20 protein-coding genes are annotated in these 24,321 nt (G+C 63.8%); 4 read left to right on the top strand and 16 right to left on the bottom strand.

Translation table 11 applies throughout. The features are described 5' to 3' along the window. Positions 1–74 precede the first annotated feature (74 nt). Positions 75–914 (bottom strand): type 1 glutamine amidotransferase domain-containing protein, encoded by an 840-nt coding sequence (locus N5J29_RS03540; RefSeq protein WP_164153008.1) that lies wholly within the window; start codon positions 912–914, stop codon positions 75–77. A 97-nt stretch (positions 915–1,011) separates the two neighbouring features. On the opposite strand from N5J29_RS03540, the gene N5J29_RS03535 reads away from it, so the two are divergent. The 3 genes from N5J29_RS03535 to N5J29_RS03525 all read left to right on the top strand — a co-directional run bounded on the left by N5J29_RS03535 (position 1,012) and on the right by N5J29_RS03525 (position 6,052). After that, on the top strand, positions 1,012–1,935 hold the full coding sequence (locus N5J29_RS03535) for a LysR family transcriptional regulator (RefSeq protein ID WP_164153009.1): 924 nt from the start codon (positions 1,012–1,014) through the stop codon (positions 1,933–1,935). Between the two features lie 544 nt (positions 1,936–2,479). Further along, positions 2,480–2,836, top strand: a complete 357-nt coding sequence (locus N5J29_RS03530) for a hypothetical protein (RefSeq protein WP_164153010.1) — start codon at positions 2,480–2,482, stop codon at positions 2,834–2,836. A 270-nt stretch (positions 2,837–3,106) separates the two neighbouring features. After that, complete coding sequence (locus tag N5J29_RS03525) at positions 3,107–6,052, top strand: DEAD/DEAH box helicase family protein (protein ID WP_164153011.1); 2,946 nt, start codon at positions 3,107–3,109, stop codon at positions 6,050–6,052. Between the two features lie 176 nt (positions 6,053–6,228). Here the strand turns inward: N5J29_RS03525 and N5J29_RS03520 are convergent, their stop codons facing one another. The 15 genes from N5J29_RS03520 to ndk form a co-directional block, all read right to left on the bottom strand. Then, positions 6,229–6,735 carry a hypothetical protein gene (locus tag N5J29_RS03520; RefSeq protein ID WP_164153012.1) on the bottom strand — a complete coding sequence of 169 codons (507 nt, stop codon included), beginning with the start codon at positions 6,733–6,735 and terminating at the stop codon, positions 6,229–6,231. A 361-nt stretch (positions 6,736–7,096) separates the two neighbouring features. Then, on the bottom strand, positions 7,097–8,026 hold the full coding sequence (locus tag N5J29_RS03515) for a hypothetical protein (RefSeq protein WP_197622955.1): 930 nt from the start codon (positions 8,024–8,026) through the stop codon (positions 7,097–7,099). A gap of 254 nt (positions 8,027–8,280) precedes the next feature. Further along, the gene (gene guaA, locus N5J29_RS03510; protein ID WP_164153014.1) at positions 8,281–9,846 is read right to left on the bottom strand and encodes a glutamine-hydrolyzing GMP synthase; all 1,566 of its coding nucleotides are present in this window, start codon (positions 9,844–9,846) and stop codon (positions 8,281–8,283) included. Beyond that, a complete protein-coding gene (locus N5J29_RS03505; RefSeq protein ID WP_164153017.1) occupies positions 9,843–10,322 on the bottom strand; it encodes a hypothetical protein in 480 nt (159 codons plus the stop codon). Before N5J29_RS03505 ends, guaA begins: the two co-directional genes overlap by 4 nt. A gap of 107 nt (positions 10,323–10,429) precedes the next feature. Then, entirely contained in the window at positions 10,430–11,887 is a 1,458-nt protein-coding gene (gene guaB / locus N5J29_RS03500; RefSeq protein WP_164153018.1) for an IMP dehydrogenase, read from the bottom strand. A 423-nt stretch (positions 11,888–12,310) separates the two neighbouring features. After that, positions 12,311–13,189, bottom strand: coding sequence for a bifunctional methylenetetrahydrofolate dehydrogenase/methenyltetrahydrofolate cyclohydrolase FolD (gene folD, locus N5J29_RS03495; RefSeq protein ID WP_065181342.1), 879 nt, complete (start codon positions 13,187–13,189; stop codon positions 12,311–12,313). A gap of 146 nt (positions 13,190–13,335) precedes the next feature. Then, positions 13,336–15,168, bottom strand: coding sequence for a monovalent cation:proton antiporter-2 (CPA2) family protein (locus N5J29_RS03490; RefSeq protein WP_164153128.1), 1,833 nt, complete (start codon positions 15,166–15,168; stop codon positions 13,336–13,338). A gap of 220 nt (positions 15,169–15,388) precedes the next feature. After that, positions 15,389–16,525 carry a molybdopterin-synthase adenylyltransferase MoeB gene (moeB, locus tag N5J29_RS03485; RefSeq protein ID WP_164153127.1) on the bottom strand — a complete coding sequence of 379 codons (1,137 nt, stop codon included), beginning with the start codon at positions 16,523–16,525 and terminating at the stop codon, positions 15,389–15,391. Between the two features lie 126 nt (positions 16,526–16,651). Beyond that, entirely contained in the window at positions 16,652–18,049 is a 1,398-nt protein-coding gene (gene der, locus N5J29_RS03480; protein WP_053520183.1) for a ribosome biogenesis GTPase Der, read from the bottom strand. Between the two features lie 15 nt (positions 18,050–18,064). After that, entirely contained in the window at positions 18,065–19,273 is a 1,209-nt protein-coding gene (gene bamB, locus N5J29_RS03475) for an outer membrane protein assembly factor BamB (protein WP_053520184.1), read from the bottom strand. Further along, a complete protein-coding gene (locus tag N5J29_RS03470; RefSeq protein WP_053520185.1) occupies positions 19,273–19,911 on the bottom strand; it encodes a tetratricopeptide repeat protein in 639 nt (212 codons plus the stop codon). Before N5J29_RS03470 ends, bamB begins: the two co-directional genes overlap by 1 nt. Before the next feature lie 64 nt (positions 19,912–19,975). Further along, positions 19,976–20,845 carry a RodZ domain-containing protein gene (locus N5J29_RS03465; protein ID WP_065175051.1) on the bottom strand — a complete coding sequence of 290 codons (870 nt, stop codon included), beginning with the start codon at positions 20,843–20,845 and terminating at the stop codon, positions 19,976–19,978. Positions 20,846–20,863: 18 nt separating this feature from the next. Beyond that, positions 20,864–21,649: a type IV pilus biogenesis/stability protein PilW gene (gene pilW / locus N5J29_RS03460; RefSeq protein WP_065181337.1), complete on the bottom strand. Its 786-nt coding sequence runs from the start codon at positions 21,647–21,649 to the stop codon at positions 20,864–20,866. Continuing rightward, positions 21,636–22,841, bottom strand: coding sequence for a 23S rRNA (adenine(2503)-C(2))-methyltransferase RlmN (rlmN, locus tag N5J29_RS03455; protein ID WP_053520188.1), 1,206 nt, complete (start codon positions 22,839–22,841; stop codon positions 21,636–21,638). Before rlmN ends, pilW begins: the two co-directional genes overlap by 14 nt. Before the next feature lie 10 nt (positions 22,842–22,851). Continuing rightward, positions 22,852–23,277 carry a nucleoside-diphosphate kinase gene (gene ndk, locus N5J29_RS03450; RefSeq protein ID WP_005409295.1) on the bottom strand — a complete coding sequence of 142 codons (426 nt, stop codon included), beginning with the start codon at positions 23,275–23,277 and terminating at the stop codon, positions 22,852–22,854. Positions 23,278–23,626: 349 nt separating this feature from the next. On the opposite strand from ndk, the gene N5J29_RS03445 reads away from it, so the two are divergent. After that, positions 23,627–24,283 carry a TetR family transcriptional regulator gene (locus N5J29_RS03445; protein WP_065175050.1) on the top strand — a complete coding sequence of 219 codons (657 nt, stop codon included), beginning with the start codon at positions 23,627–23,629 and terminating at the stop codon, positions 24,281–24,283. Positions 24,284–24,321: the final 38 nt, after the last annotated feature.

The raw sequence follows: 24,321 nt of genomic DNA, 5'->3' as shown, positions 1-24,321 counted from the left end.
AAGGGCCTCGCCAGAACCCGCGAGGCCAATCCGCCATGGTGCCACGCCGGCCATCACACACCCAATCAACCGGCTTACTTCAACCGTTCAAGCAGCCGCTGCCCCACTTCCAGCGCCGAGGCCGGGTTCTGCCCGGTAATCAGCTCGCGGTCCCCCACCACATGGCCGGTCCACGGCGTGGTGTTGCTGCTGAACTTTGCGCCGGCCCGCTGCAACGCGGTCTGCGGGTAGAACTTCATCTCGCCGCCGCCCAGCAGCGGCTTGGCCTGTTCTTCTTCCTGGTTGCTGATCACCGTCATCCGGTAGCCGCTGTAGATCCACTTCGGCGTGGCCGGCGTCGCACCCGCGTCCAGCTTTGCCACAAAACCCGCTGCATCCGGCAGTGTGGACAGCAGCGCGATCGGCCCGTGGCAGACCAGCGCGGTGGTTTTGCTGCGCTGGTGGAAGTCGGCCAGCAGCCGGCCCAGCGCCGGGCTCTTCAGCAGGTCCTGCATCGGCGCGTGGCCACCGGGAATGTAGACCGCATCGAAGCGCGCGTAACCCTGCTGCTCGATGCGCGCCAGGCTGACCACCGGTGAGGTGGTCGGCGAGGTCAAGGCCAGCTTGTCCAGCAGATCCTTGTGCAGCTTCAATTGCGCGGCATCGTCGCCGAAGTACGCGGGCGTCACCGAGGACGCATCCACCGTCGGCGCCCGCCCCTGCGGCGTGGCGAAGGTCACCTCGTGGCCGGCGTCCAGCAGCAGCTTGACCGGCTGCATCAGCTCGTTGAGATAGAAGCCGGTGGACAGCACCTTGCCGTCCTTCAGGTCCAGGTGGTTTTCGTCGGACAGCACCACCAGCACGTTGGCGGCCTGCGCGCCGCTGGCGGCCAGGGTCAGGGCCAGCGCTGCGGCCAGCCGGGTCATCAGGTTCATGGGGTAGCTCCTATCGGGGAATGGCGGCCACTTTATTCATCGCCCCAGCGGCGATAAATTGGCCACATCGCAAAACATCTGTTCCCCGGAGAGCCAAATGAGCCGCAAGTTCGACTATCTGGGCGATGTGGAGGTGTTCCTGGCGGTGGTGGAGCACGGCTCGTTCACGGCGGGCGCAGTGGCGCTGTCCACCACGCCGTCGGTATTGAGCCGCGCGGTCACCCGTCTGGAAGCGCGGCTGGGCCGGCAGCTGCTGCAGCGGACCACCCGCCGCGTGGGCCTGACCGACGCCGGGCGGCTCTATCGGGAACAGGTGCGCACGGCCTTTGGCCTGCTGGACGACGCCGAGCGCGACGTACTGGCCCAGGACGGTGCGCTGGCCGGCCGCGTGCGCCTGAGCGTGCCGACCACGTATGGCCACTACCGGCTGCCGCCCGTGCTGGCGCGCTTTGCGCAGCAGTACCCGCAGGTGCAGGTGGAACTGAACATCACCAACCGCAACGTGGACCTGGTGGCCGAAGGCTTCGACCTGGCCATCCGCCTGGGCCAGCTGCCGGACAGCGGGCTGGTGGGGCGGAAGCTGGAAGACGCGCCGCTGCTGCTGGTGGCCGCGCCGGACTACCTGCAACGCCGTGGCACGCCGCAGACGCTGGACGACCTGCAGCAGCACCTGTGCCTGCCCTTCGTTATGCCGCGTACCGGGCGGCTGGCGCCGTGGATCTTCCGTGACGACGGGCGCGACGTGGACTGGCTGCCGCGTTCGTCCATCGAGACCTCCGACGATGTGCTGGGCGTGGTGTCGCTGGCCGAACAGGGCATCGGCATCTGCCAGAGCTATGAGTTCATCGTGCGCGAGCGGTTGCAGCGTGGGCAGCTGGTGGAGGTGCTGCCGCAGCTGCGGGGGCGGTCACGGCCGTTCTCGGTGATCTATGCGCCGCATCGGCGGCAGTCGGCGGCGGCGCGGGCGATGATTGAGTTGCTGGTGGGGAATGCGGCCGAAGCTGAGGACGGCGTTGGTTGAGGGTGCGATGCCTGCTGGCCGTGTCGTGATTGAACCGCTTTTTGAGGTGCGCGGGTGATCGGGCAGCGACGCCAGCCGATTTTGAGCCGAAAGGGATGTTAAGAAGGCTGTCGCGCTATTCGCTTGCGGCATGGGCGATTACGCCAGTTTGATTCGCAATCAGCAGGGTGACTGCGCGAATGCGTCTGGCGATGTCGCGTGCTGCACGAATGGTGCGTGCCACAATAGTTCTTCGCTCTCGATTCGTGCGATTTCTTCGGGAATTTCTATTGGCATTCGGAGCGACGGCGTAAACACCATGGCGCGCCACCGACAACGGGTGGCCGGGCGTCCAAACCCGAGACAGAGAGTTGTTTACGCTTACCCGTCGGCACCGTCTTAAACCGGTGCCGGCGGGTAATCCGTCGGCCTTTATGGCGGGCGGTGCGTGGGGGTCTCCGGACCCGCCGGTCTTCTGACAACTGTCTGTCCCGGTTTGGAACCCGCACCGTCCGCCACCCTCTTCGCGGTGGCGCTGTTAAGCACAGCCAGGGAAGCCGACAGCATGAACGATTCCGAGAACTTCTCCTCGTATACCGCCGTTGAGCCCATCAACGACGACACCCCGCCGCCCGACCTCAACTCCCTCATTGGCATCCTCAAGCGCATCCGTCGCTGCGAAGGCGCGGACGGGCTGCCTTGGCCGGAGAACGATGTATCACCCGGGCGCCGCGTCAGCCTCGCCAGGAGTGAGCGCGCGATGGTGGGGGCGCTGACGGTGCTGGAGGTGCTGCACGCCGCGGATCGATGCCGGGTGGCGGTTGACCCGGAGCGGCATTTGGATGAGGGGGTGGTGGATGGGTTGTTTCTGGCTTGCCGAGGGTTGGTTGAGTGGGCTTGTCGGGAGGTTAGGCCGGAGTAGTTTCCCTTCGCCACTTGGATGCCTGCTGACGAACCCGGTGTCCGTTTTCGGCCAAGAACAGACACTCCCAAACTCAGCCCTTCATAACGCAGGCATAACCTCTCCCTATGCGCCACAGGTTTGACGCTCACCTTTCGCGGGCGGCGGCCAAGAATTATGCTCTTCCCACTTCCGACTCCATGATCAACTGGCAGAATGGTAGCTTAGAGTGACCGTCCTCAGCGAGACGGGCGGAAGACAGATGGAAGTCGGCTTCACTGGAGGAAATCAATGGATGTTGATGTCGATTTTTGCCGCGAGAACGTGGTTTACCAAAGTTGGGCCGAACACACCCTAAATTTCGCGGTAGAAGGGCCAGCCAATGGGTTTACCGGATTTCGGAAGCCTCAACGCGCTGCTGCATTTGCTGTTTTTTCCCATCTGGACTCCGATCCCGAAGTGCCAGGGACCGTTGTTATGCCTACCGGCACCGGAAAAACGGACACGATCTTCGCAATCATCATAGCCGGTCGGTTCCGACGCACACTGCTGATCGTGCCATCTGATGCGCTTCGCACCCAAATAGGTGATCGATTGGCCAGCTTGCAACGTCTACGGACCATCAATGCGATTTCAGACGACGTTCTTTCACCGATCGTCCATCGCATCGATGGTCGCAATGCTGCAGTCGACGTGCAAGCCATCGAAGCCTCCAACGTCACCATCGCGACGCCTGCCGCATTGGCCCAACTAGATGACAACGAACTGAAAGCCTTTTCAGCGCACTTCAGTCACCTCATCTTTGACGAGGCTCATCACGTTGCCGCCATGACGTGGGGGCGCATTCGAAATGCATTCGGCTCCAAACCAGCCATCTACTTCACTGCGACGCCATTCCGCCTCGACCAGCAACGGTTAGAAGGCAAGATCATCTTCAACTATAGCCTGAGCCAAGCGCAGCGAGACAACTACTTTCAGAAGATTGATTTCTTTCCTGTTCGCGAGTATCTAACCAGCGAAATTGATCGAACCATCGCCGCCAAAGCCGTTGATCTGCTAACCAACGACCTGGAAGAAGGTTTCGATCACATTCTCATGGCGCGATGCGCCACGATATCTAAGGCTAATCGGATCATTGAGGTGTATCGGGAACTGGGGCCGGAATTTGATCCAGTTATCATCCACAGCAAGAACAATAGAACCAAGGAGCGGGATCTAGAGCGCATACGAACCCGTCAAAGCCGTATCGTAGTCTGCGTTGACATGTTCGGCGAGGGCTTTGATCTGCCCGAGTTAAAGATCGCCGCAATCCACGATCAGCATCAAAGCCCAGCGGTCACACTGCAATTTATCGGTCGCCTGACCCGAACGGATACACGCCTGGGAACCGCAAAGTTCGTCGCCAATATCGCTAACCAGCGTTCGGACAGCCCCATGAAGCGCCTCTTTGAAGAAAGCGCGGACTGGAGCTTGATCATTCGTGAAGTCAGTACTGAGCGCATCGGACGAGAGCTGCGGCGCCAAGAATTTGAATCAAGGTTCGAAGGAGATTCTGAGGGAGCGAAGATCGCGGCCCTTAATCCAGCACCTAACATCAGTTGCCTCGCTTACCGCCTGACGAGATCGAACTGGCGCCCCCATGCCGCAAAAGGCCTAGGGTCGCCGAGCGAGGCGCTTCAGTTGCACTCAGTGAGTGACGACGGGTCGATTGTAATCGCTGTTTCCCGTGAGAAAGCTCCCATTGCCTGGGCGAAAAGCGAGTCCATCTATGGCTCAACTTGGCACCTATATCTCGCCTACTACCGGCAAAGCGACTCAACCCTTTTCATCTCGTGCACTGGAGACGAGCGGCAAACCTCGCGCTTCCAAGCTCTTGTTGCACCGTCTGCACGACGCATTAGCGGCGACGACGTCTTTCGCATCATGCATGGAATCAACCGACTTAAGCTACAGAACGTTGGCCTTAGCAGATCTGGTCGTGACGTAAGGTTTACCATGCACGTTGGGCAAGACGTTAACCGGGTCATGGACGATCTTGAGAGTGGCCGGTCTATCAAATCCAACATTTTCGGCGTTGGACATGCAGACGGAGAAAGCACTACCGCAGGTTGTTCGGCCAAAGGCAAGCTCTGGAAGATGGATTCCGGCACCATTGACGATTGGGTGCGTTGGTGCGATATCGTCGCCTCGAAGATCAATAATTCCGCAATCGATACAGCCGCCATTCTTCGAAATGTCATGCGGGCGGAGAAGCTTAGCGGCCGTTGGCCGGACGGAATCTTCTTCGCCGACTGGCCGGATGCGCTGGGTGTCGAAACCGAAGGGCGCTGCGCGATCACCGTCAATGGGGAATCCTACCCATTGCTGAACACCAAACTGGGACAACCGGTCAGGGAAAGTGATGACACGCTTGCCATTGCGCTGTCGGCCATCTCGTCCAACGGCGAAGAACGGGCCCTAACAACCATTCGAATCCGCCTTGAGAGTGATGGCTACCGCTATTCGAGCGACCGCGCCACTCTGCTTATTGGCAGTAAAGAGCACGATCTCAATGATTACCTGGATCGCGAGCGTATGCGATTACTACAGGCTGACGGCTCCATCCTCATTGGCGACTATCGCTACTTCACCCACGCTGCGCTTAACGTCCCGCTGCCGTCCACTCTTCTATCGACCTGGGATTGGGGAAGCACCAACATCCATAGGGAGTCGATGGCCCATCCCGCGGACTTCGATTCGGTCCAAGGCTTCACACTTCAGAAGATTTTCGATAGCTACGACATCATCTTCAACGATGACGGCGCCGGTGAGATTGCTGACCTTGTCGCGATCCGGGAAGCACCCGATCACATCGCGGTTGATCTCTATCACTGCAAATACTGCGGCAGCGGCCAACAACCTGGAGCACGTGTAGATGATGCGTATGTGGTAGCTGGGCAGGCAAGCAGGTCTGCGAAATGGCTCCATAAGGGCCCGGCGCTCTTCCAGCGCCTGCTGGAGCGTTACAGCGCTGGCGAAGGAAGCGGCACCCAACGACTGCTGAAAGGCACGCCGCCGCAGATCGACATCTTGAGGCTCAAAGCGCGGGATATTGAAATGCGAATGAGCTTTTTTATCGTGCAGCCCGCTATCTCTGCCGCTAGAGTTACAGATAGTGTGATGACCGTGCTTGGCACTAGTTACATGTACCTGCGTGATATTGCGGACGTTGACCTGCGAGTAATCGCTAGCCCTTGAGGGAACTGGATTTCTCAAGTAAGCATAGACATGCGATGTCCGAATCGGTCAAAAACGGACTCCAGAATTATTGGCCGCGCTGTCTGAAGCCCGCGCCTCTACTTCTGACCAGGAACTGTCGTTTGGAATTCTGCAATTAGTTCGCTCAGCGAAGCAACTTCGGCTTGAATGAATTGCTATGCTTCTCGGCGATACAACAAATGAAATGATCTCTCACCGGTACCGTCGTAAGCATAGATGGCGTTGAATACTTGGGCCGACTTACTTGAGATCAGTTCGGCAACTGCGGAGGCCTCACCGTTAGCCACGGACTCAGCATTAGTGAAAGGGGAAAAGACTCCGACGAGCAAGATGCCTGGACCGAAATCTGCAGCGATTGAGCACATCGACGCCTTGTCGTACTTTGCCCCAATGACAGTGTGCAGAACCTTTGAGAACATTGCATCTGGATCAATAACAAGTCTGCCGTCATCAGGGATGTGATCCACGTCATCAGCGGCGCCAGAAGTCAGCGCGATCGCATGCTTTATGTCAAGGAATGCGTCGGTAATCTCAATCCAAGTCCTTTCGCCGTTCAAATTTACGATTGCTTCTGGTGGATCTGGCCTCTCTAAGACTTCCAGACAGGCATCATACTTCTCAAGATGAGACGCGAATTGGCGAAGAACCGCCTCCTCATGCACTTTCTTTAGATCTCTTCGGCTAATCATAATTTTCGTTGGAAGCGCAGCTACGCGATGGCTGGACCACTACGTCCGGTTACACGAACTATTGACAAAGCACCTATATGGAGCGCTTTTCCTTGTGCAACTCCATGTTATAGGGACCAAGTTCCACTAGCAATTCGACATATAACCGGCCCAAGAAATAGGATCTGAAACGTCGCCTAGCTCCAACCTGATGGCAGACGGAATTCGGCTTGGGGTCGCATGATGTCCTGCGATTGGGATGGCTGCTCGGCGGCGCCAGCAAACTACGAGCGCCTTATGCGAAAAGCAGCGATTTCATATACTTGTTATTCGCATACAGACTTTTTCAGACTTGTCATGCACCACTACCGTTCACGGGAGCCTTTGGAAGCGCCCTCCCAATTCGCTCAACAAAAGCGACAGACTTCTCCAATACCGAGATATCTGGAAGCGAGGTGTCAGCGCGGGTAAATGCATTCGACTCAGATATATTCCAATGTTCGAAGGCCTCTTTAACCTGCGACCATTCTGCTGCCGCCCCATAAGACTCTAGATAAAACTTTCCGAAATTGATGGCATGCCGGCGATCTGCATTCTTCAGAGACTCCTGCATGTAGTAACTACTGAATAGAAAAGCATACTTAGCCAAGCCTGCCACTAATGCCACAGAAATCAGACCCTTGAAAACAGAGAATGCCAGGAATGGCCACGTAATGTCAGCGGAAACCGTCATCGCCGAAGTCAAGCTTATATAAACGAAAAATGCAAGACCACCAATTAGCCCAATCGCTCCAATGCCTCCCCAAAGCTTGGATATGAAATGAAACTGACCCTCCTTTTTTTCAAGCAAATCAAGCGCCTCAGATACATAGCTCCTTGACGTTGCTTCTACACGCTTGAGATTTTCCTCTTTATAGCGACTCTTCTCTTGTTCAAACTCAACTAGCGCCTGTTGAAGCCTTGCCTCTCTGCTCGAAATCTCGAACTGCAGATGATCTCTCAGCGCTTCTAATTCTGCTTCCCTCTTTGAAAAGTTCCGTTCAAAATCTCGCTGCCGATCCACCACCTTCTTTTCGCGATCTGTAAATAGCCTCTCCCGCTCTTCAAACTCACGCTGGAATTGCCGCTCTCGCTGTAGCTGTTCTTCCATGAACTTTGCGCGCTGGGCCTCGAACTCTTGCTCGCGCCTTCCAATGAGGTCGCGAAATTCCTTCAGTTCCCGGTCCCGCATCGACATTCTCGCGATATCTTCCTCAGAATACTTCTGATAGCGAGATTCTTCCATTTTGTCCTGCACTACGACCCCCTATAAGACGAAGCTGCCAATAACCAGGCCTTTTGGGCGCGGTTGCACGATCATACAATAAGCTAGAAGTGCACCCCCTCCTAGATCAAACAGGAAAAGCTCTTCGGAGTTCAGAAGTTCTTTCCAGCCGAGGTTCTATGGGATCCATATTGCGCCATAAGACTCGCAGCGTGGACGCGTGAGCAAGCTCCCCATGCAACAAGGGCGCCTCTCGGCGCCCTCGTTCTTTCAACTCACTCCCACTCAATAGTAGCCGGCGGCTTCCCCGAGATGTCATAAACCACCCGCGACACCCCCCGCAGCTCATTGATGATCCGGTTGCTCACCGTACCCAGGAACTCATACGGCAGATGCGCCCAATGCGCCGTCATGAAGTCGATCGTCTCCACGGCCCGCAGCGCAATCACCCACTCATAAGCGCGCGCATCGCCCACCACGCCCACCGACTTCACCGGCAGGAACACGGCAAACGCCTGGCTGGTCTTGTCGTACAGGTCCGCCTTGCGCAGCTCATCAATGAAAATGGCATCGGCCTTGGCCAGCAGTTCGGCGTATTCCGGCTTCACTTCACCCAGAATGCGCACGCCCAGGCCCGGGCCCGGGAACGGATGGCGGTAGACCATGGTGCGCGGCAGGCCCAGCTCGACGCCCAGGCGGCGCACTTCGTCCTTGAACAGCTCGCGCAGCGGTTCCACCAGGCCCAGCTTCATGTGCTCCGGCAGGCCGCCCACGTTGTGGTGGCTCTTGATCACATGCGCCTTGCCAGTCTTGCTGCCGGCCGACTCGATCACGTCCGGGTAGATGGTGCCCTGCGCCAGCCACTTGGCGTTGCTCAGCTTGTTCGACTCTTCGTCGAAGATCTCAACGAACAGGTTGCCGATGATCTTGCGCTTGGCTTCCGGGTCGCTCACGCCTTCCAGCGCCTTGAAGTAGCGGTCGGCGGCATTCACGCGCACCACCTTCACGCCCATGTGCTCGGCGAACATCGCCATCACCTGGTCGCCTTCCTGCCAGCGCAGCAGGCCGGTATCCACAAACACGCAGGTCAGCTTCTCGCCGATGGCCTTGTGCAGCAGCGCAGCCACCACGGACGAATCGACGCCGCCGGACAGGCCCAGGATCACTTCGTCATCGCCCACCTGTTCGCGCACGCGGGCGATCTGGTCGTCGATGATGTTGGCGGCGGTCCACAGGGTCTGGCAGCCGCACACGTCCACCACGAAGCGGCGCAGCAGCGCCTGGCCCTGCAGGGTGTGGGTCACTTCCGGGTGGAACTGCACGCCGTACCAGCGCTTTTCTTCGTTGGCCATGGCGGCCACCGGAATGCGGTCGGTGGTGGCGGTGATGGTGAAGCCCGGCGGCGCAACGGAGACGTGGTCGCCGTGGCTCATCCAGACATTCAGCTTCGGCTCGCCGCCGTGGTCGCTCAGGCCCTTGAACAGTGCATCCGGGTTGATCACGTTCACTTCGGCGTGGCCGAACTCGCGCTGGTCAGCGGCTTCGGTGGCACCGCCCAGCTGGGCCGCCAGAGTCTGCATGCCGTAGCAGATGCCGAAGATCGGCAGGCCGCTGTCGAACACTTCCTGCGGTGCGGCCGGGGCGCCCGGCAGCGTGGTCGATTCCGGGCCACCGGACAGGATGATGCCCTTGGCGCCGAAGCCGGCGATCTCGGCCGGGTTGTGGTCCCACGCCCAGATTTCGCAGTAGACGCCCAGCTCGCGGATGCGGCGGGCAATCAGCTGCGTGTACTGCGCGCCGAAATCGAGGATGAGGATCTTGTCGTTATGGATGTTGGTCATGGTGCCGTTCCAGTGGTGTTTTTCGCAGCGCCCGGCGCTTCAAGGCTCTGCGTCAGCGTGGCGATGAACGCCTCGCGTTGTTGAATATGTGAGGGGTCTTCCTCGTCCCAGCGCAGCATCAGCAGGCCGTGCGGTGCGGTGGGGTTGGAGCGGTCAGCGCGCGGGAGCTCGGCGATTTCCTGCACTTCGGTGCCGGGCACGATGCGCCGTTGAAAGGCGTGCATCGGGTAACCGGAATCCACGGCGTTGCCCCAGAACGCGGACTGCACGCTCATCCGTTTCGGCTCCAGCGGCCCCAGCTCGGCGGTGACCACAGGATCTTCAAGCCTGTCACCCAGATCGGTAACGCACCGCAGGATGACCTGCAGCGGGCGCTCGCCGGTGCCTTTCAGCAGCCAGCGCTGCTCGCCAGCGGCCTGCACCTGCCAGCCCTTCGGCAGCGAGAACGCGTTCTGGCACGCCTGCACGTGCTGCAATTGCGAAACCGCCGCGCCCGGAGACCCGGAGCGCGGCGGCGGTTCGGACAACGAACAGCCTGCCATCAGCAGGCTGCCCGTAATCGCAAGAGCAGTTCGCAAGCGCATCAGGCGCGGTAGTTCGGCGGCTCTTTGGTGATCGTCACGTCGTGGACGTGGCTCTCACGCTGGCCGGCGCCGCTGATCTTCACGAACTTGGGCTTGCTGCGCATCTCGTCGATGGTGGCGCAGCCCACGTAGCCCATGGTGGCGCGCAGGCCGCCCATCAGCTGGTGGATGATGCCGCCCACCGGGCCGCGGTACGGCACGCGGCCTTCGATGCCTTCCGGCACCAGCTTGTCGGCGGTGGCGGCGTCCTGGAAGTAGCGGTCCTTGGACCCCTTCTCCATGGCAGCCAGCGAACCCATGCCGCGGTAGCTCTTGTACGAACGGCCCTGGTACAGCTCGGTCTCGCCCGGCGATTCCTCGGTACCGGCCAGCAGGCCGCCGACCATGATGGTCGAGGCACCGGCGGCCAGCGCCTTGCCGATGTCGCCCGAGTAGCGGATGCCACCGTCGGCGATCAGCGGGATGCGGTCCTGCAGCGCTTCGGCCACCAGATCGATGGCGGTGACCTGCGGCACGCCGACGCCGGCAACCACGCGGGTGGTGCAGATCGAGCCCGGGCCGATGCCGACCTTGACCGCGTCCGCGCCGCTGTCCAGCAGCGCCAGTGCGGCTTCGCCGGTGCAGATGTTGCCGCCGATGACCTGCACGTTCGGGAAGTTCTTCTTGACCCAGCTGACGCGGTCCAGCACGCCCTGCGAGTGGCCGTGCGCGGTATCGACCACGATCACGTCCACGCCGGCGGCGACCAGCGCTTCCACGCGGTGATCGGTATCGCCCCCCACGCCGACGGCGGCGCCGACCAGCAGGCGGGTCGACAGATCCTTGGCGGCGTTCGGGAAGTCGGTGTTCTTCTGGATGTCCTTGACGGTGATCAGGCCACGCAGTTCGAACGAGTCATTGACCACCAGCACCTTCTCGATGCGGTTGCGGTGCAGCAGCTGCAGCACTTCATCAGACGCGGCGCCTTCCTTGACCGTGATCAGGCGATCCTTCTTGGTCATGATGTGGCGGACCGGATCGTCCAGCTCGGTCTCGAAGCGCATGTCGCGGTGGGTCACGATGCCGGCCAGCAGGCCGTCGCTGCCCACCACCGGCACGCCGGAGATGTTGTGCGCCTGGGTCAGGGCCAGCACGTCACGGATGGTGGTTTCCGGGCCGACGGTGATCGGGTCGCGGATGACACCGGCCTCGAACTTCTTCACCTTGGCCACTTCCGCGGCCTGCTGTTCCAGGCTGAGATTCTTGTGGATGATGCCCATGCCGCCGAGCTGGGCCATGGCGATGGCCAGGCGGGCTTCGGTGACGGTGTCCATCGCGGCGGACAGGATCGGAAGCTTGAGCTTCAGGTCTCGGGTCAACCGCGTTTCAAGGTTGACGTCCTTGGGCAGGATGGTCGAGTGGGCGGGGACGAGCGAGACGTCGTCGTAAGTGAGTGCTTCAGCCTGGATGCGCAGCATCGGCATACCCGAGATGTGGGGAAGCGCGACATTTTACCTTGTTTTCGCGCCGCGTGGCAGGGGGTGGATGCGACGCAGTGTCGCGCGGGCGGCGGTCCATTCAGGGGGCCGGCCACCGCTTTGGTGGGTGCCAACCTTGGTTGGCACGCTTCGTCCGGTGCCTGGACCCCAGATGGGGTGAAGGCCTCTCCCTGTTTGTGCCAACCAAGGTTGGCACCCACACAGGCGACCGACGACGGTTGGCACCCACCACAGGCAGGCCGACGACCGGCTCCTGGTAGGTGCCAACCTTGGTTGGCACAAACAGAGAGGCCTCCACCCCATCTGGGGTCCAGACGCCGGATGAAGCGTGCCAACCAAGGTTGGCACCCACCACAGGCAGGCCGACGACGGTTGGCGCCTACCAACAGCCGCTCGCTGCGATCAGCTCAGCGCTTCCGCCGCTTCCAGGGTGTTCTGCATCAACGTGGCCACGGTCATCGGGCCGACACCACCCGGCACCGGGGTGATCCAGCTCGCCCGCTGCGCCGCCGCATCGAAGCCGACGTCGCCCACCAGGCGGCCGTCATCCAACCGGTTGATGCCGACGTCGATCACCACCGCGCCCGGCTTCACCCACTCGCCCGGCACGATGCCCGGGCGGCCCACCGCCACCACCAGGATGTCGGCGTTGCGCACGGCCTGTTCCAGCACGTCCTTCGGGGTGAACTTGTGGCAGCTGGTGACGGTGCAGCCGGCAATCAGCAGTTCCAGGCCCATCGGGCGGCCGACGTGGTTGCTGACACCGACGATGGTGGCGTTGCGACCGCGCACCGGCTGGTCGGTGTGGCCCAGCAGCGTGGTGATGCCGCGCGGCGTGCACGGGCGCAGGCCGAACTCGCGCAGGGCCAGATGGCCGACGTTCTCCGGGTGGAAGCCATCGACGTCCTTGCGCGGGTCGATGCGCTGGATCAGCCGGCGTGCATCGGGGATGCCCGGCAGCGGCAGCTGGATCAGGATGCCGTTGATCTTCGGATCGGCATTGAGCTGGTCGATCAGGTCCAGCAGTTCGGCCTCGGTGGTGCCGGCCGGCAGGTCGTAATCGTGTGCTTCGATGCCGACCTTCTCGGCGGCACGGCGCTTGTTGCGCACGTATACGGTCGAGGCCGGGTCGCCGCCCACCAGCACCACGGCCAGCCCCGGACGGCTGCCACCGGCCGCGATGCGGGCATCGACACGCACCTTCAGGCTGTCGAGCAGGTCTTCAGCGATGCGGCGGCCATCGAGAATGCGGGCAGGATGCGGGGCGGCGGAATCGTTCATCGAATGCGGGGGCGGCGGCGGTGGGGAGGCTATTGTCCCCGATTCAGGCCCCCTCGCCCACCGCCAATGCGGCCGCTGCGCTCGCCGGGCATGGCCCGGCGCTACCTTGGAACGCTGACCCCGGGTGACGTTACGGGTCGCATCCCTCATTCTTCCTCTTCGGGCACGTCCTGCGGGTTCAAGGTCTTGCTTGCCCGCTTCGGCGCGGTGAACGGGGTCGGCGTCGGTACGCCCTGGCCGGAGTTGCCAAACACCATCTTGGCGCCGGCGTTCAGGCCGCCACCGGCGATTTCCAGCTCGAAACGCTCGGCGTCGCGGCGACGGATCTGCTCGGCGATCTCGATCGCGTCGTCCTCGTCGGCGCCCAGCTCGATCAGGGCGGCCTGACCGAACAGCACGGCCGATTCAAAGGTCTCGCGGATCTGGAAATCGACGCCGGCATGGATCAGCCGCAGTGAATGCTCGCGGTCGAACGAGCGCACCATCAGTTTGGCCTGCGGGAATTCGTGCGCGACCAGCTCGACGATGCGGTCGGCGGCGTCGGCCTTGTCCACGCACACCGCGATCGCGCGCGCGGTCGCGGCGCCGGAAGCATGCAGCACGTCCAGACGGGTGCCATCGCCGTAGTAGATCTTGAAGCCGAACCGCGCCGCGCTCTGGATCATCTCCACATCGTTGTCGATGATGGTCACGTCCACGTCGCGCGCCAGCAGCGACTGGCTGGCCACCTGGCCGAAGCGGCCGAAGCCGATCAGCAGCACGCTGCCGGACAGGCCGTCGGCCTCGTCCACGCCCTCCAGGTTCACCGTCGGCTTCGGTGCCACGCGCTTGTAGACCAGCACCACCAGCGGGGTCAGCGCCATCGACAGCACCACCACGGCGGTGAAGTTGGCATTGATGTCCACGTCGATCACACCGGCGGCCGCCGCTGCGGAGAACAGCACGAAGGCGAACTCACCGCCCTGCGCCATCAGCACGCCACGGTCCAGCGCCTGCGCGTGGTCGCTGCCCATCAGACGCGCAACGACGTAGATGCACAGTGCCTTGGCCGCCATCAGCGCCAGCACCAGGCCGGCGATCAGCTGCCAGTGCGAGGCCACTACGCCCAGGTCCAGCGCCATGCCGACGCTGAGGAAGAACAGGCCGAGCAGGATGCCGCGGAACGGTTCGATGTCGGCTTCAATCTGGTGACGGAAGGTCGATTCGCTCAGCAGCACGCCGGCCAGGAACGCGCCCATCGCCATCGACAGGCCGGACAGCTGCATCAGCAGTGCCGCGCCCAGCACCACCAGCAACGCGGCGGCGGTCATCACCTCGCGTGCCTTCGATTCGGCCAGCAGGCGGAACAGCGGGTTGAGCAGGAAGCGGCCGACCAGCACCAGACCGACGATGGCACCGACACCGATCACCACCGACAGCCAGCGCGAGCCCTCGCCATCGGAGCTGCCCGCGCTGGGCGCCATCCACGCCACCAGGGCCAGCAGCGGCACGATCAGCAGGTCTTCGAACAGCAGGATGGAGACGATCTTCTGCCCCGAAGGCAGCGCGATATCACCGCGCTCGGCCAGCAGCTGCATCACCACGGCGGTGGAGGTCAGCACGAAGCCGGTGGCACCGATGAAGGCCACCTGCCACGGGAAGCCGAACAGCTTGGCGATACTGGTCAGCACCAGCGCGCAGGTGACGATCTGCAGCGTGCCCAGCCCGAAGATTTCCTTGCGCAGGCTCCACAGGTGCGAGGGCCGCATCTCCAGGCCGATCACGAACAGGAACATCACCACGCCGAGTTCGGCGGTATGCAGGATGGCCTGCGGATCGGAGAACCAGCCCAGCCCGAACGGTCCGATTGCCAGGCCGGCGGCGAAGTAGCCCAGTACCGACCCCAGGCCCAGCCGCCGGAACAAGGGCACCATCACCACCGCCGCGCCCAGCAGGGCAACCACCTTGACCAGCTCGCTGGTCGCTGCTTCTACCGCCATGCGGTGCTTTCCCCGGAATCCAGAATCGCTCACCACGATAGAGCAATGTGGATGACGGCAATAGCACGCATGTTGCGCCGGATTGTCTTGAAGGTGGAACGATGCCGGCAGCCACCCCACACATCATTCTGAAACGATCAACGGTGGCGCCGGGCCAGGCTTGGCGGATGTGCCTGCGCGCCCCGCTGCGCTCGCCGGGCGTGGCCCGGCGCTACCGGAATCACCCGCCCCGGCAGAAGGCGGCGTAATCGATATAGCCCGGGAACGGCACGCCCGGCGCGCAGACCGGGCATTGCGGGTCCGGGCCGATGCCGGTTTCGCGGAAGCGCATGCCCAGTGCATCGAAACGCAGCAGACGCCCCACCAGGGGCTCGCCGATGCCCAGCAGCAGTTTCAACACCTCGGTGGCCTGCAGCACGCCGGCCAACCCTGGCAGCACGCCCAGCACGCCGGCCTCGGAACAGTTCGGCGCGAACTCCGGCGGCGGCGGCTCCGGGAACAGGCAGCGGTAGCAGGGCGCGACGCCGCGCTGGCGGCCGGCGTCGAACACGCTCACCTGGCCGTCGAAGCGCTCGATTGCCGCATACACCAGCGGCAGCCGGTGCTTGATGCACGCATCGTTGAGCAGGTAGCGCAGCGGGAAGTTGTCCGAGCCATCCAGCACCACGTCCACCCCGTCCAGCAGCGCGTCGACGTTGTCGGAGGTGACCCGCTGCGGCACGGCTTCAATGTCAATGGCGGGATTCAGCGCCAGCAGGCGCTCGCGTGCGGAGTCGACCTTGAGCTGGCCGACACTGGCTTCGGTATGCACGATCTGGCGGTGCAGGTTGCTGCGTTCGACCCGGTCGTGGTCGGCGAAGCGCAGGTGCCCGACCCCGGCGGCGGCCAGGTAGAAGCCGGCCGGTGCCCCCAGGCCGCCCGCGCCCAGCACCAGCACACGCGACTGCTGCAGGCGACGCTGGCCCGCCTCGCCGATCTGCGGCAGAAGCAGGTGGCGCGAGTAGCGATCGAAGAAATCGCGGTCGGCAGCGCTGGCCACGGGCTGCACCAGCGGCAGCGCCTGCTCGCGCCAGGCCACGGTGCCCCCGGCGACCGACGCCACGTTCGCGTAGCCAGCGTCGAGCAGGGCCTGCGCGGCGTCGGCCGAACGCTTGCCGGTCTGGCAGATCAGCAGGATTTCCTGTTCCGGGCGTGGCAGGTGCGCGGCCGGGTCGGCCCGCAGTTCCGCCCCGGCCACACCACGGGCGCCTTCGGCCATGCCACCGGCGCGCTCGTGCGCCTCCCGCACGTCGATCAGCACGGCGCCATGGGCCAGGCGGTCATGCGCCTGCGCGGGGGAAAGCTCTCGGATGCTCATGGCGCCATTATCGCGCAGGCCCTGCCCGCCGAGCGTCCCAGGGGTCAGATCCCTGTTCCGGAGGAAAAGGGATCTGACCCCATTCCCCGTCAAACGAAAAAGGCGGCCCTGCGGCCGCCTTTCCGGTTACTTGCCCTTGACGTGTTTCATCAAGCGCCGCTTGGCCTTGATCTGCCGTTCGGTCAGCACGTTCTTCTTGCCCTCGTACGGGTTGGCACCTTCGCGGAACAGGAACACCACCGGCGTGCCGATCAGCTTGAAGCGCTTGCGGAAGAAGTTCTCCAGGTAGCGCTTGTACGACTCCTGCAGCTCCTTCAGGCGCGTGCCATGCACGATGAAGGTGGGCGGGTTGGCGCCGGCCGGGTGCACGTAACGCAGCTTGGAGACGTGGCCGCGGATGGTCGGCGGCGGGTTGGTCTCGTAGGCCACTTCCAGCGCCTTGTTCACTTCGCTGGTGGTGAACGTCTTGTTCGCCGATTCGTGGGCGCGGTGCACCGCACGGAACAGCTCACGCAGGCCCGAGCCATGCTTGGCCGAGATGCGTACCGATTCCGCCCACGGCACGAAGCCCAGCTTCAGCGACAGCATGGTTTCGGCCTGCTCGCGCTGGTACTCGGTCAGGCCATCCCACTTGTTGATGGCGATCACCAGGGCGCGGCCGGCGTCGAGCACGGCCCCCAGCACGGTGGCGTCCTGGTCGGTCACGCCTTCGGTGGCGTCCAGCATGAGCACGGCCACCTGGCACTGCTCGATGGACTGCATGGTCTTGACCACCGAGAACTTCTCGACCACCTCGTCCACCCGCGAGCGGCGACGCAGGCCGGCGGTGTCGATCAGGCGGTACTCGCGGCCATCGCGTTCCAGGTCCACCGCGATCGAATCGCGGGTGGTGCCGGGCACGTCGGAGGCGATCATGCGCTCCTCGCCGAGGATGCGGTTGACCAGGGTAGACTTGCCCACGTTGGGGCGGCCGACAAAGGCGATGCGCACACGGTTCGGATCGTTGTCCAGCTCTTCGCCACTGCCCTCTTCCGGCAGGCGCTGGATCACTTCATCGAGCAGATCGTCCAGGCCCTGACGATGCGCGGCCGAAACCGTCAGCATCTCGCTGAAACCGTAGCGCGCGAATTCCGAGCGCACGGCCATCTCGTCGGTGCCGTCGATCTTGTTGATGAGCAGCAGGGTCGGACGCGACAGCTTGCGCAGCCACGACAGGATCTCGTCATCCAGCGCCGACGTGCCCTCGCGGGCATCGACGACGAACAGGATCAGGTCGGCTTCGGCGGCAGCGGCCCGCGCCTGACGCGTGGTAGCGCCCGCCAGGCCCTCGTCTTCCCCGGCGATACCGCCGGTGTCCACGACGAGGAAATGATTGTCCTCGTCGAGGCGGCAGACGCCGTAGTTGCGATCACGGGTGACGCCGGGCTGGTCATGGACCAGGGCGTCACGGGTGCGGGTCAACGCATTGAAAATGGTCGACTTGCCGACATTCGGCCGTCCAACCAGGGCGACCAAAGGCAGCATCGCGATTACTCCGTATTAATTTGCCAACCGGAAGGCGGTCAGCTTGCCATCCACGTTCTGCACCAGCAGCACCCCGTCGACGACGATCGGCTGGGCCAGCAGAGCTTCACCGCCGCTCTTGGCCCGCGCCGCCATCGCGCCATCGGACGTCTGCAGCCAGTGCACGTATCCCTTGTAGTCGCCGACCACCACGTAGTCGCCGTGCAGTGCCGGGCCGGTCAGCAGGCGCCGGGCGAGCCCGGTCTGCGACCACATCGCCGCGCCACTGGCCTTGTCCAGGCCGAACACGCCACCCTTGTTGTCGGTGACGAACACATTGCCCGACGAGACCGCCACGCCACCGGCACCGCCGTGGTCGCGCGCCCACAGCGGGCGACCGGTCGGGCCTTCGATGGCCATCGTCTGGTTCTTGAAGCTGCTCACGAACAGCGTGTTGCCATCGAGCACCGGCGCACCGTCGATGTCGGCCATGCGCTCCAGCTCGGTGCGCCCTTCAGCGCTGCCCACGTTCTGTTCCCACAGGGTGCGGCCATCCTGCATGGCCAGCGCGGCGATGGCGCCGTCATCCCTGCCGATGAACAGCACGCCCGGACCGGTCACCACCGGCGCATTGCCACGCACGGTCAGCGCCGGCAGTTCGCTCGGGTTGAACCAGCGCTGGGTGCCGTTGCCCACGTCGAAGGCGGTGATGCGGCCGTCGTTGCTGCGCACGAACACCATGCCCTGGGCCACCGCCGGCGCGGCGATCACTTCGCCGGGCACGCGGGCGCGCCACTTCTCGCTGCCGTCATTGATGTCCAGCGCGATGACCTGGCCGTCGAGCGTGCCGATCACGACGAGGTTCTCGCCAACACCCGGGCCACCGGACAGGCGCAGCTTGTCCTTCTTCTTTTCCTTCTTCGGCTCCCAGGTCCAGACCTTCTTGCCGGTCTGCAGGTCGATGGCATGCACGCCACCGGTGATCGCCGCAGCGAACACGTGGCCGTTGGCCACCGCCGGGCCCTGGCGCACGCCGATGCGACGCTCACCCTTGCCCAGATTGACCGACCAGGCCTTGTTGACCTTCAGGGTCGGCTCGAACTTGACCAGTTCGGCCGGCTCCTGCGCCTTCTTCGCTTCCGCGTCCTTGCCGGCGAACCAGCCCTTCATGGTGCTGCAGCCGGACAGCGCCACGCCGAGCAGCAGCACGGTGGCGACGCGGGTGATCATGACCTTCTGACTCATCAAACCGACTCCGCAGGGGCGGCGACGGTGCCGCCGGCGTCCATAACCTTGGTTTCCAGCAGGCGCCGCTGCGGCGCCGCCACGTCCAGCGTCTTCAACGCCTTCTCGTACTGTTCGCGGGCGGCATCGCGCTTGCCCTGGGCCATCAGCGCATCGCCGTGGATCTCCAGGCTGCCGCTGTCGGTGGCGCTGCCCAGCAGGGAGATCGCCTCGTCGGCCTTGCCGGTGGCGACCAGCAGGCGGGCCACGCGCTGGTCGACCACGCGCTGCAGGTCTCCTTCGACCTTCACGCTGCGCAGCGTCGCCAGGGCTTCTTCATTCTTGCCGGCGTCGACCTGGGCCTTGGCCAGTTGCAGCGCCGCGAGGTCGCCGTAGATGCTGGAGGGACCGGCTTCGAGCGCCTTCACCGCCTTGGCGGCGTCGTCGAGCTTGTTCTGCTGCAGACCCACCAGTGCCTTCTGGTATTCGACATTGGCCGAGGCCAGCTTGCCGCCCTGCTGCGTCTGCCACCACTGCCAGCCGGCGATGGCGCCGATGGCGATGGCCACGCCACCGATGATGCTGGCGCCATTCTTCCGCAGCCAGCTGCGGACGCGTTCACTTTGTTCGTGCTCGTCGAGCAGATCGTCGATCGCCATGCGTACTCTCGCCCCGCCCATCGGGAGGGACCATTGGGATTATCGAAGGTGGTGAAACCGCGCCTCAGTGCGAAACCGGGACCACGGAGCCTTCAGAGGATACCTGAAAGCGTGCCACGTTGGCTCGCTGGTAGGGCGCCAGATCGACGATAGCGCCGTTCTGCTGAACCTGGACCGCCGAGGCGTTGCCCAGAGTGACCCGGGTCACCTGGCCCGGGGTGAAGCTTCGGCTCTCGCCCGACCGGATCAGCGCCTTCTCGACGGTGCTGCCATCGGGGCCGCCGATGTCGACCCAGCTGTCTCCGTTGAACTGCATCTCCAGCGTGGTGCCGGCACCCGCCGCAGTGGCGGCCGGACGCGGGACCGGCGCCAGCGAGGCGACGTACGGGGTCGCGGCCGGCTTGGCGGTGGACGCCACCGAGGTCTCCGTCGATGCCACCGGCTCGGCGCCGTCGGCGGCGGGGGTGACCGGCACGGTCGCCGGGATCACGTCCAGCGAGGCGGTGTTCGGCGACGGCGTGCCGCCATCGAAATGGCCGCGCGTGGCGAACCACACCGGCACGGCCAGCACCGCGGTGATGCCGACATACAGCACGCGCCGGCCGAGGTTCTCGGCGATCCGGCGCGCACGCGGGGTATGGGTATGGCTGACCAGGGTCGGCGGGACCACCGGGCCCACCTGGGCCTGCTCCAGCAGTTCGCTCACATCCACATTCAGCAGGCGCGCATAGCTGCGCAGCTGGCCGCGGACGAACACCGGCGCACCGAGCTTCTGCCACTGTTCTTCTTCCAGCGACCTGACCACCTGGACCGGCATGCGCAGCCGCTGTCCGACGTCGTCAAGGGTCAGTCCGGCCGCCTCGCGGGCCTGGCGAAGGCGGGTGCCACAGCCGGCCGCAGTCTCGAGAGCGCTCACAGTCTGGTCATCAATCACAATGCATCAACCCTGGAGTTAGGAGCCCGCATCCTGCGGAAATTCCTGTCGAATCCGCTGCAGATAGCGATCGGATGCTGCGTGATCGCCCAGCCGCGCCTCGATTTGAGACGCAAGTTGTAACACGGAACGTGTTGCGGGTGCAGCCGAAATCCTGCGCTCGGCGAAGGCCCGGGCCTCCATGTAGCGGCCCTGGCGGAAGCTCAGCTGGGCCATCGCCTCCAGGGCGACCGGGTTGGCCGGAGCCACCGCGAGTGCGGCACGCAGGTCGCGCTCGGCCCGTTCGGGCTGCCCCGCGTCAAGCGCACAGCCCCCCGCGTTGGCCTGCGCCTCGGCCGGCGTGGCATAGCCCGGCGCCTGCAGCGCACGATCGAACCACACCAGCGACTCGGCGGCCTGCCCCTGCTGGCACAGCCAGGCGCCATAGTTGTTGAGTACGTCACCGCGCTGCGGGGCCAGCTCTGCGGCCCTGCGGAAGCCCTCGCCCGCCTGCCGGGTACGGCCGCGGCGGTCATCGATGCCGGCCAGCAGGACCAGTGCGTCAGGCTCGTCGGGCTGCAGCTTCAGCACCTGGCGGGCCTTGCTCTCGGCACCGTCCAGATTGCCCAGCTGCATGTCCCGCGAGGCCAGCACCAGCAGATCGTTCACGCGCACCTGGCGACGCACGCCGTCCGGGTCGCGCACCGAATAGACCGGCGCTTCGCTGGGACCGAGCCGGCCCTTGGGCGTGGAGGAGCAGGCACCGACCGCCATGGCCAGCACGCCCGCAAGCAGCGCCAGCCGGAAGCGGTCAGGCGGCCGCATCGCTCCCCTTCCCCGCCTGCAGCGTCTTGTTGAACTCCGCCTGGCGGCGGGTGCGGTCCATCACCTGGCCCTTGAGCTGGCCACAGGCGGCGTCGATGTCGTCGCCGCGCGTGCGGCGGACCATCGTCAGCACGTTGCTGTCGAGCAGGATCTTCTGGAACGCGCGGATGTCGGCTTCCTCGGAACGCTCGTAACGGGTGCCCGGGAACGGATTGAACGGGATCAGGTTGACCTTGCCCGAGTCCTTGGCCTGCACCGCGTTGTCGAACTGGCGCATCAGCCGGGCCAGCTGCCGGGCATGCTCGGGCTGGTCGTTGATGCCCTTCATCAGGGTGTATTCGAAGGTCACCGACTCGCGACGCTTGTTGGCGCGCAGGTAGCGCGCGCACGAGGCCATCAGCTCGGCGATCGGGTACTTCTTGTTGAGCGGCACCAGCGTCTCGCGCAGCTCGTCGTTCGGTGCGTGCAGCGACACCGCCAGGGAGACATCACTCTCGCTGGACAGGCGGTCGATCTGCGGCACCAGGCCGGACGTGGACAGCGTCACGCGCTTGTTCGCCAGGCCATAGCCCAGATCGTCGCGCATCACGCTCATGGCACGCACGACGTTGTCGAAATTCATCAGCGGCTCGCCCATGCCCATCATCACCACGTTGGTGAGACGGCGCATCTGGTGCGGCACGTTGCCCAGGTGGCGCGCAGCCACCCACACCTGGCCGATGATCTCGGCGGTGGTCAGGTTGCGGTTGAAGCCCTGGGTGGCGGTGGAGCAGAACGTGCAGTTCAGCCCGCAGCCGACCTGCGAGGACACGCACAGCGTGCCGCGGGTCTTGTCCGGGATGTACACGGTCTCGATGGCGTTCTTGCCATCCACGCCCATCGCCAGCAGCCACTTGTGGGTGCCGTCGGCGGAGGGCTTGTCGAACACGATGTTGGGAACGACGACCTCGGCATGATCCTGCAGCTTGGCGCGCAGGACCTTGCCGAGATCGGTCATCTCATCGAAGTCGGTGACGTAGCGGTGGTGGATCCACTTCATCACCTGGTGGGCACGGAACTTCTTCTCGCCGAGAACCTCGACGAAAAACGTCTCCAGGCCCGCGCGATCGAGGTCGAGCAGGTTCTGCTTGCCGGCCGTGGGTGCCGACTTCGGCAGCGGCTGGATGGCGGGTGTCTGTACGACCTCGTTCACGGCATCACTCTCAGCGCGAGACGACTTCGGTCGCGGCGAAGAAGTAGGCGATTTCGATCGCGGCATTCTCGACCGAGTCCGAGCCGTGGGCGGCATTGGCATCGATGGATTCAGCGAAGTCGGCGCGGATGGTGCCCGGCGCGGCTTCCTTCGGATTGGTGGCGCCCAGCAGGTCGCGGTGGGCCAGCACGGCGTTCTCGCCTTCCAGGGCCTGGATCATCACCGGGCCGGAGATCATGAACTCGACCAGAGCGTTGAAGAACGGACGCTCGCGGTGCACGGCGTAGAAGCCTTCGGCTTCACGGCGCGACAGCTGCTTGTACTTGGCGGCGACGACCTTCAGGCCGGCCTTTTCAAAGCGGGCGTAGATTTCGCCGATGACGTTCTTGGCAACGGCGTCCGGCTTGATGATCGAAAGGGTGCGCTCCAGCGCCATGGGATGTCTCCAATGGAATCGGGCCGCTGATGGCCCGAAGGGTACATGAAAAAAACCCGCGTCGGAACGCGGGCTTAGCCTGATAAACGTAGGCGAATTGTAAAAGATCCCACTAAGTAGTGCCAGCCCATGGCTGGCAGGCCTCATGCCGGCCGGGGTCAGGCCCCCGCAGGGGCCCTGACCCCATCCCCAAGCCCGACAGGGATCGGAGCGCCTTCGGGGATCCGACCCCGCACCCGGGGGTGAATGCCCTCTGACTGGCCCGGCAGTTTTGCTGCACTGCAAAATGCCATACGCTACCGTCTGGTTCTAGTATCAAACAATCGTTTGATTAAGGTCCGCCTGCCCGATGGCCAAGCCCGCCCACTTCTCGACCAAGGACCGGATCCTCGGTGCCGCGGAGGAGCTGTTCGCCCTGCACGGCTTTGCCGGCACGTCGCTGCGCCAGGTCACCAGCCAGGCCGACGTCAACATCGCCGCCGTCAACTACCACTTCGGTTCCAAGGAAAACCTGGTCAACGAGGTGTTCCGCCGTCGCATGGACGAGATGACCGGCGCCCGCATGGCCCAGCTCGAACGCGCCCGCAGCGAACACCCCGGTGAACTGCGCCCGGTGCTGGCCGCCTTCGTGGAGCCGGCGCTGGCGCTGGCCCAGGACCGCCAGAGCGGCGGCGCCTTCGTCCGCGTGATCGCCCGCGCCTACGCCGAAAAAAACGACAACCTGCGCAAGTTCCTGTCCGACCATTACGGCCACGTGCTGCGTGCGTTCGGCAAGGCCATCGCCGAGTGCGTGCCTGACCTGAGCAAGGAAGAGCTGTACTGGCGGCTGGATTTCCTGGCCGGCTCGCTCACCTACGCCATGGCCGATTTCGGGCTGATCAAGCGTCCCGCCGGTGTCACCGAAGCGGCGCATCGTGCCCAGGCAGCCCACGAGCTCATCCATTTCGCCGAAGCCGGGTTCCGCGCCGCCGCACGCAGCGGCAGCGCCCTGCCCGCCTCCGCCTGATTCCACCCAGTAACTGCTGACCAACAAAGGCCCTTACA

Source organism: Stenotrophomonas sp. GD03680 (genome assembly GCF_029844625.1).
Lineage (GTDB): Bacteria > Pseudomonadota > Gammaproteobacteria > Xanthomonadales > Xanthomonadaceae > Stenotrophomonas > Stenotrophomonas maltophilia_P.
The sequence above is the reverse complement of the archived record's forward strand: the minus strand, read 5'-3'. Positions and strand labels throughout refer to the sequence as shown.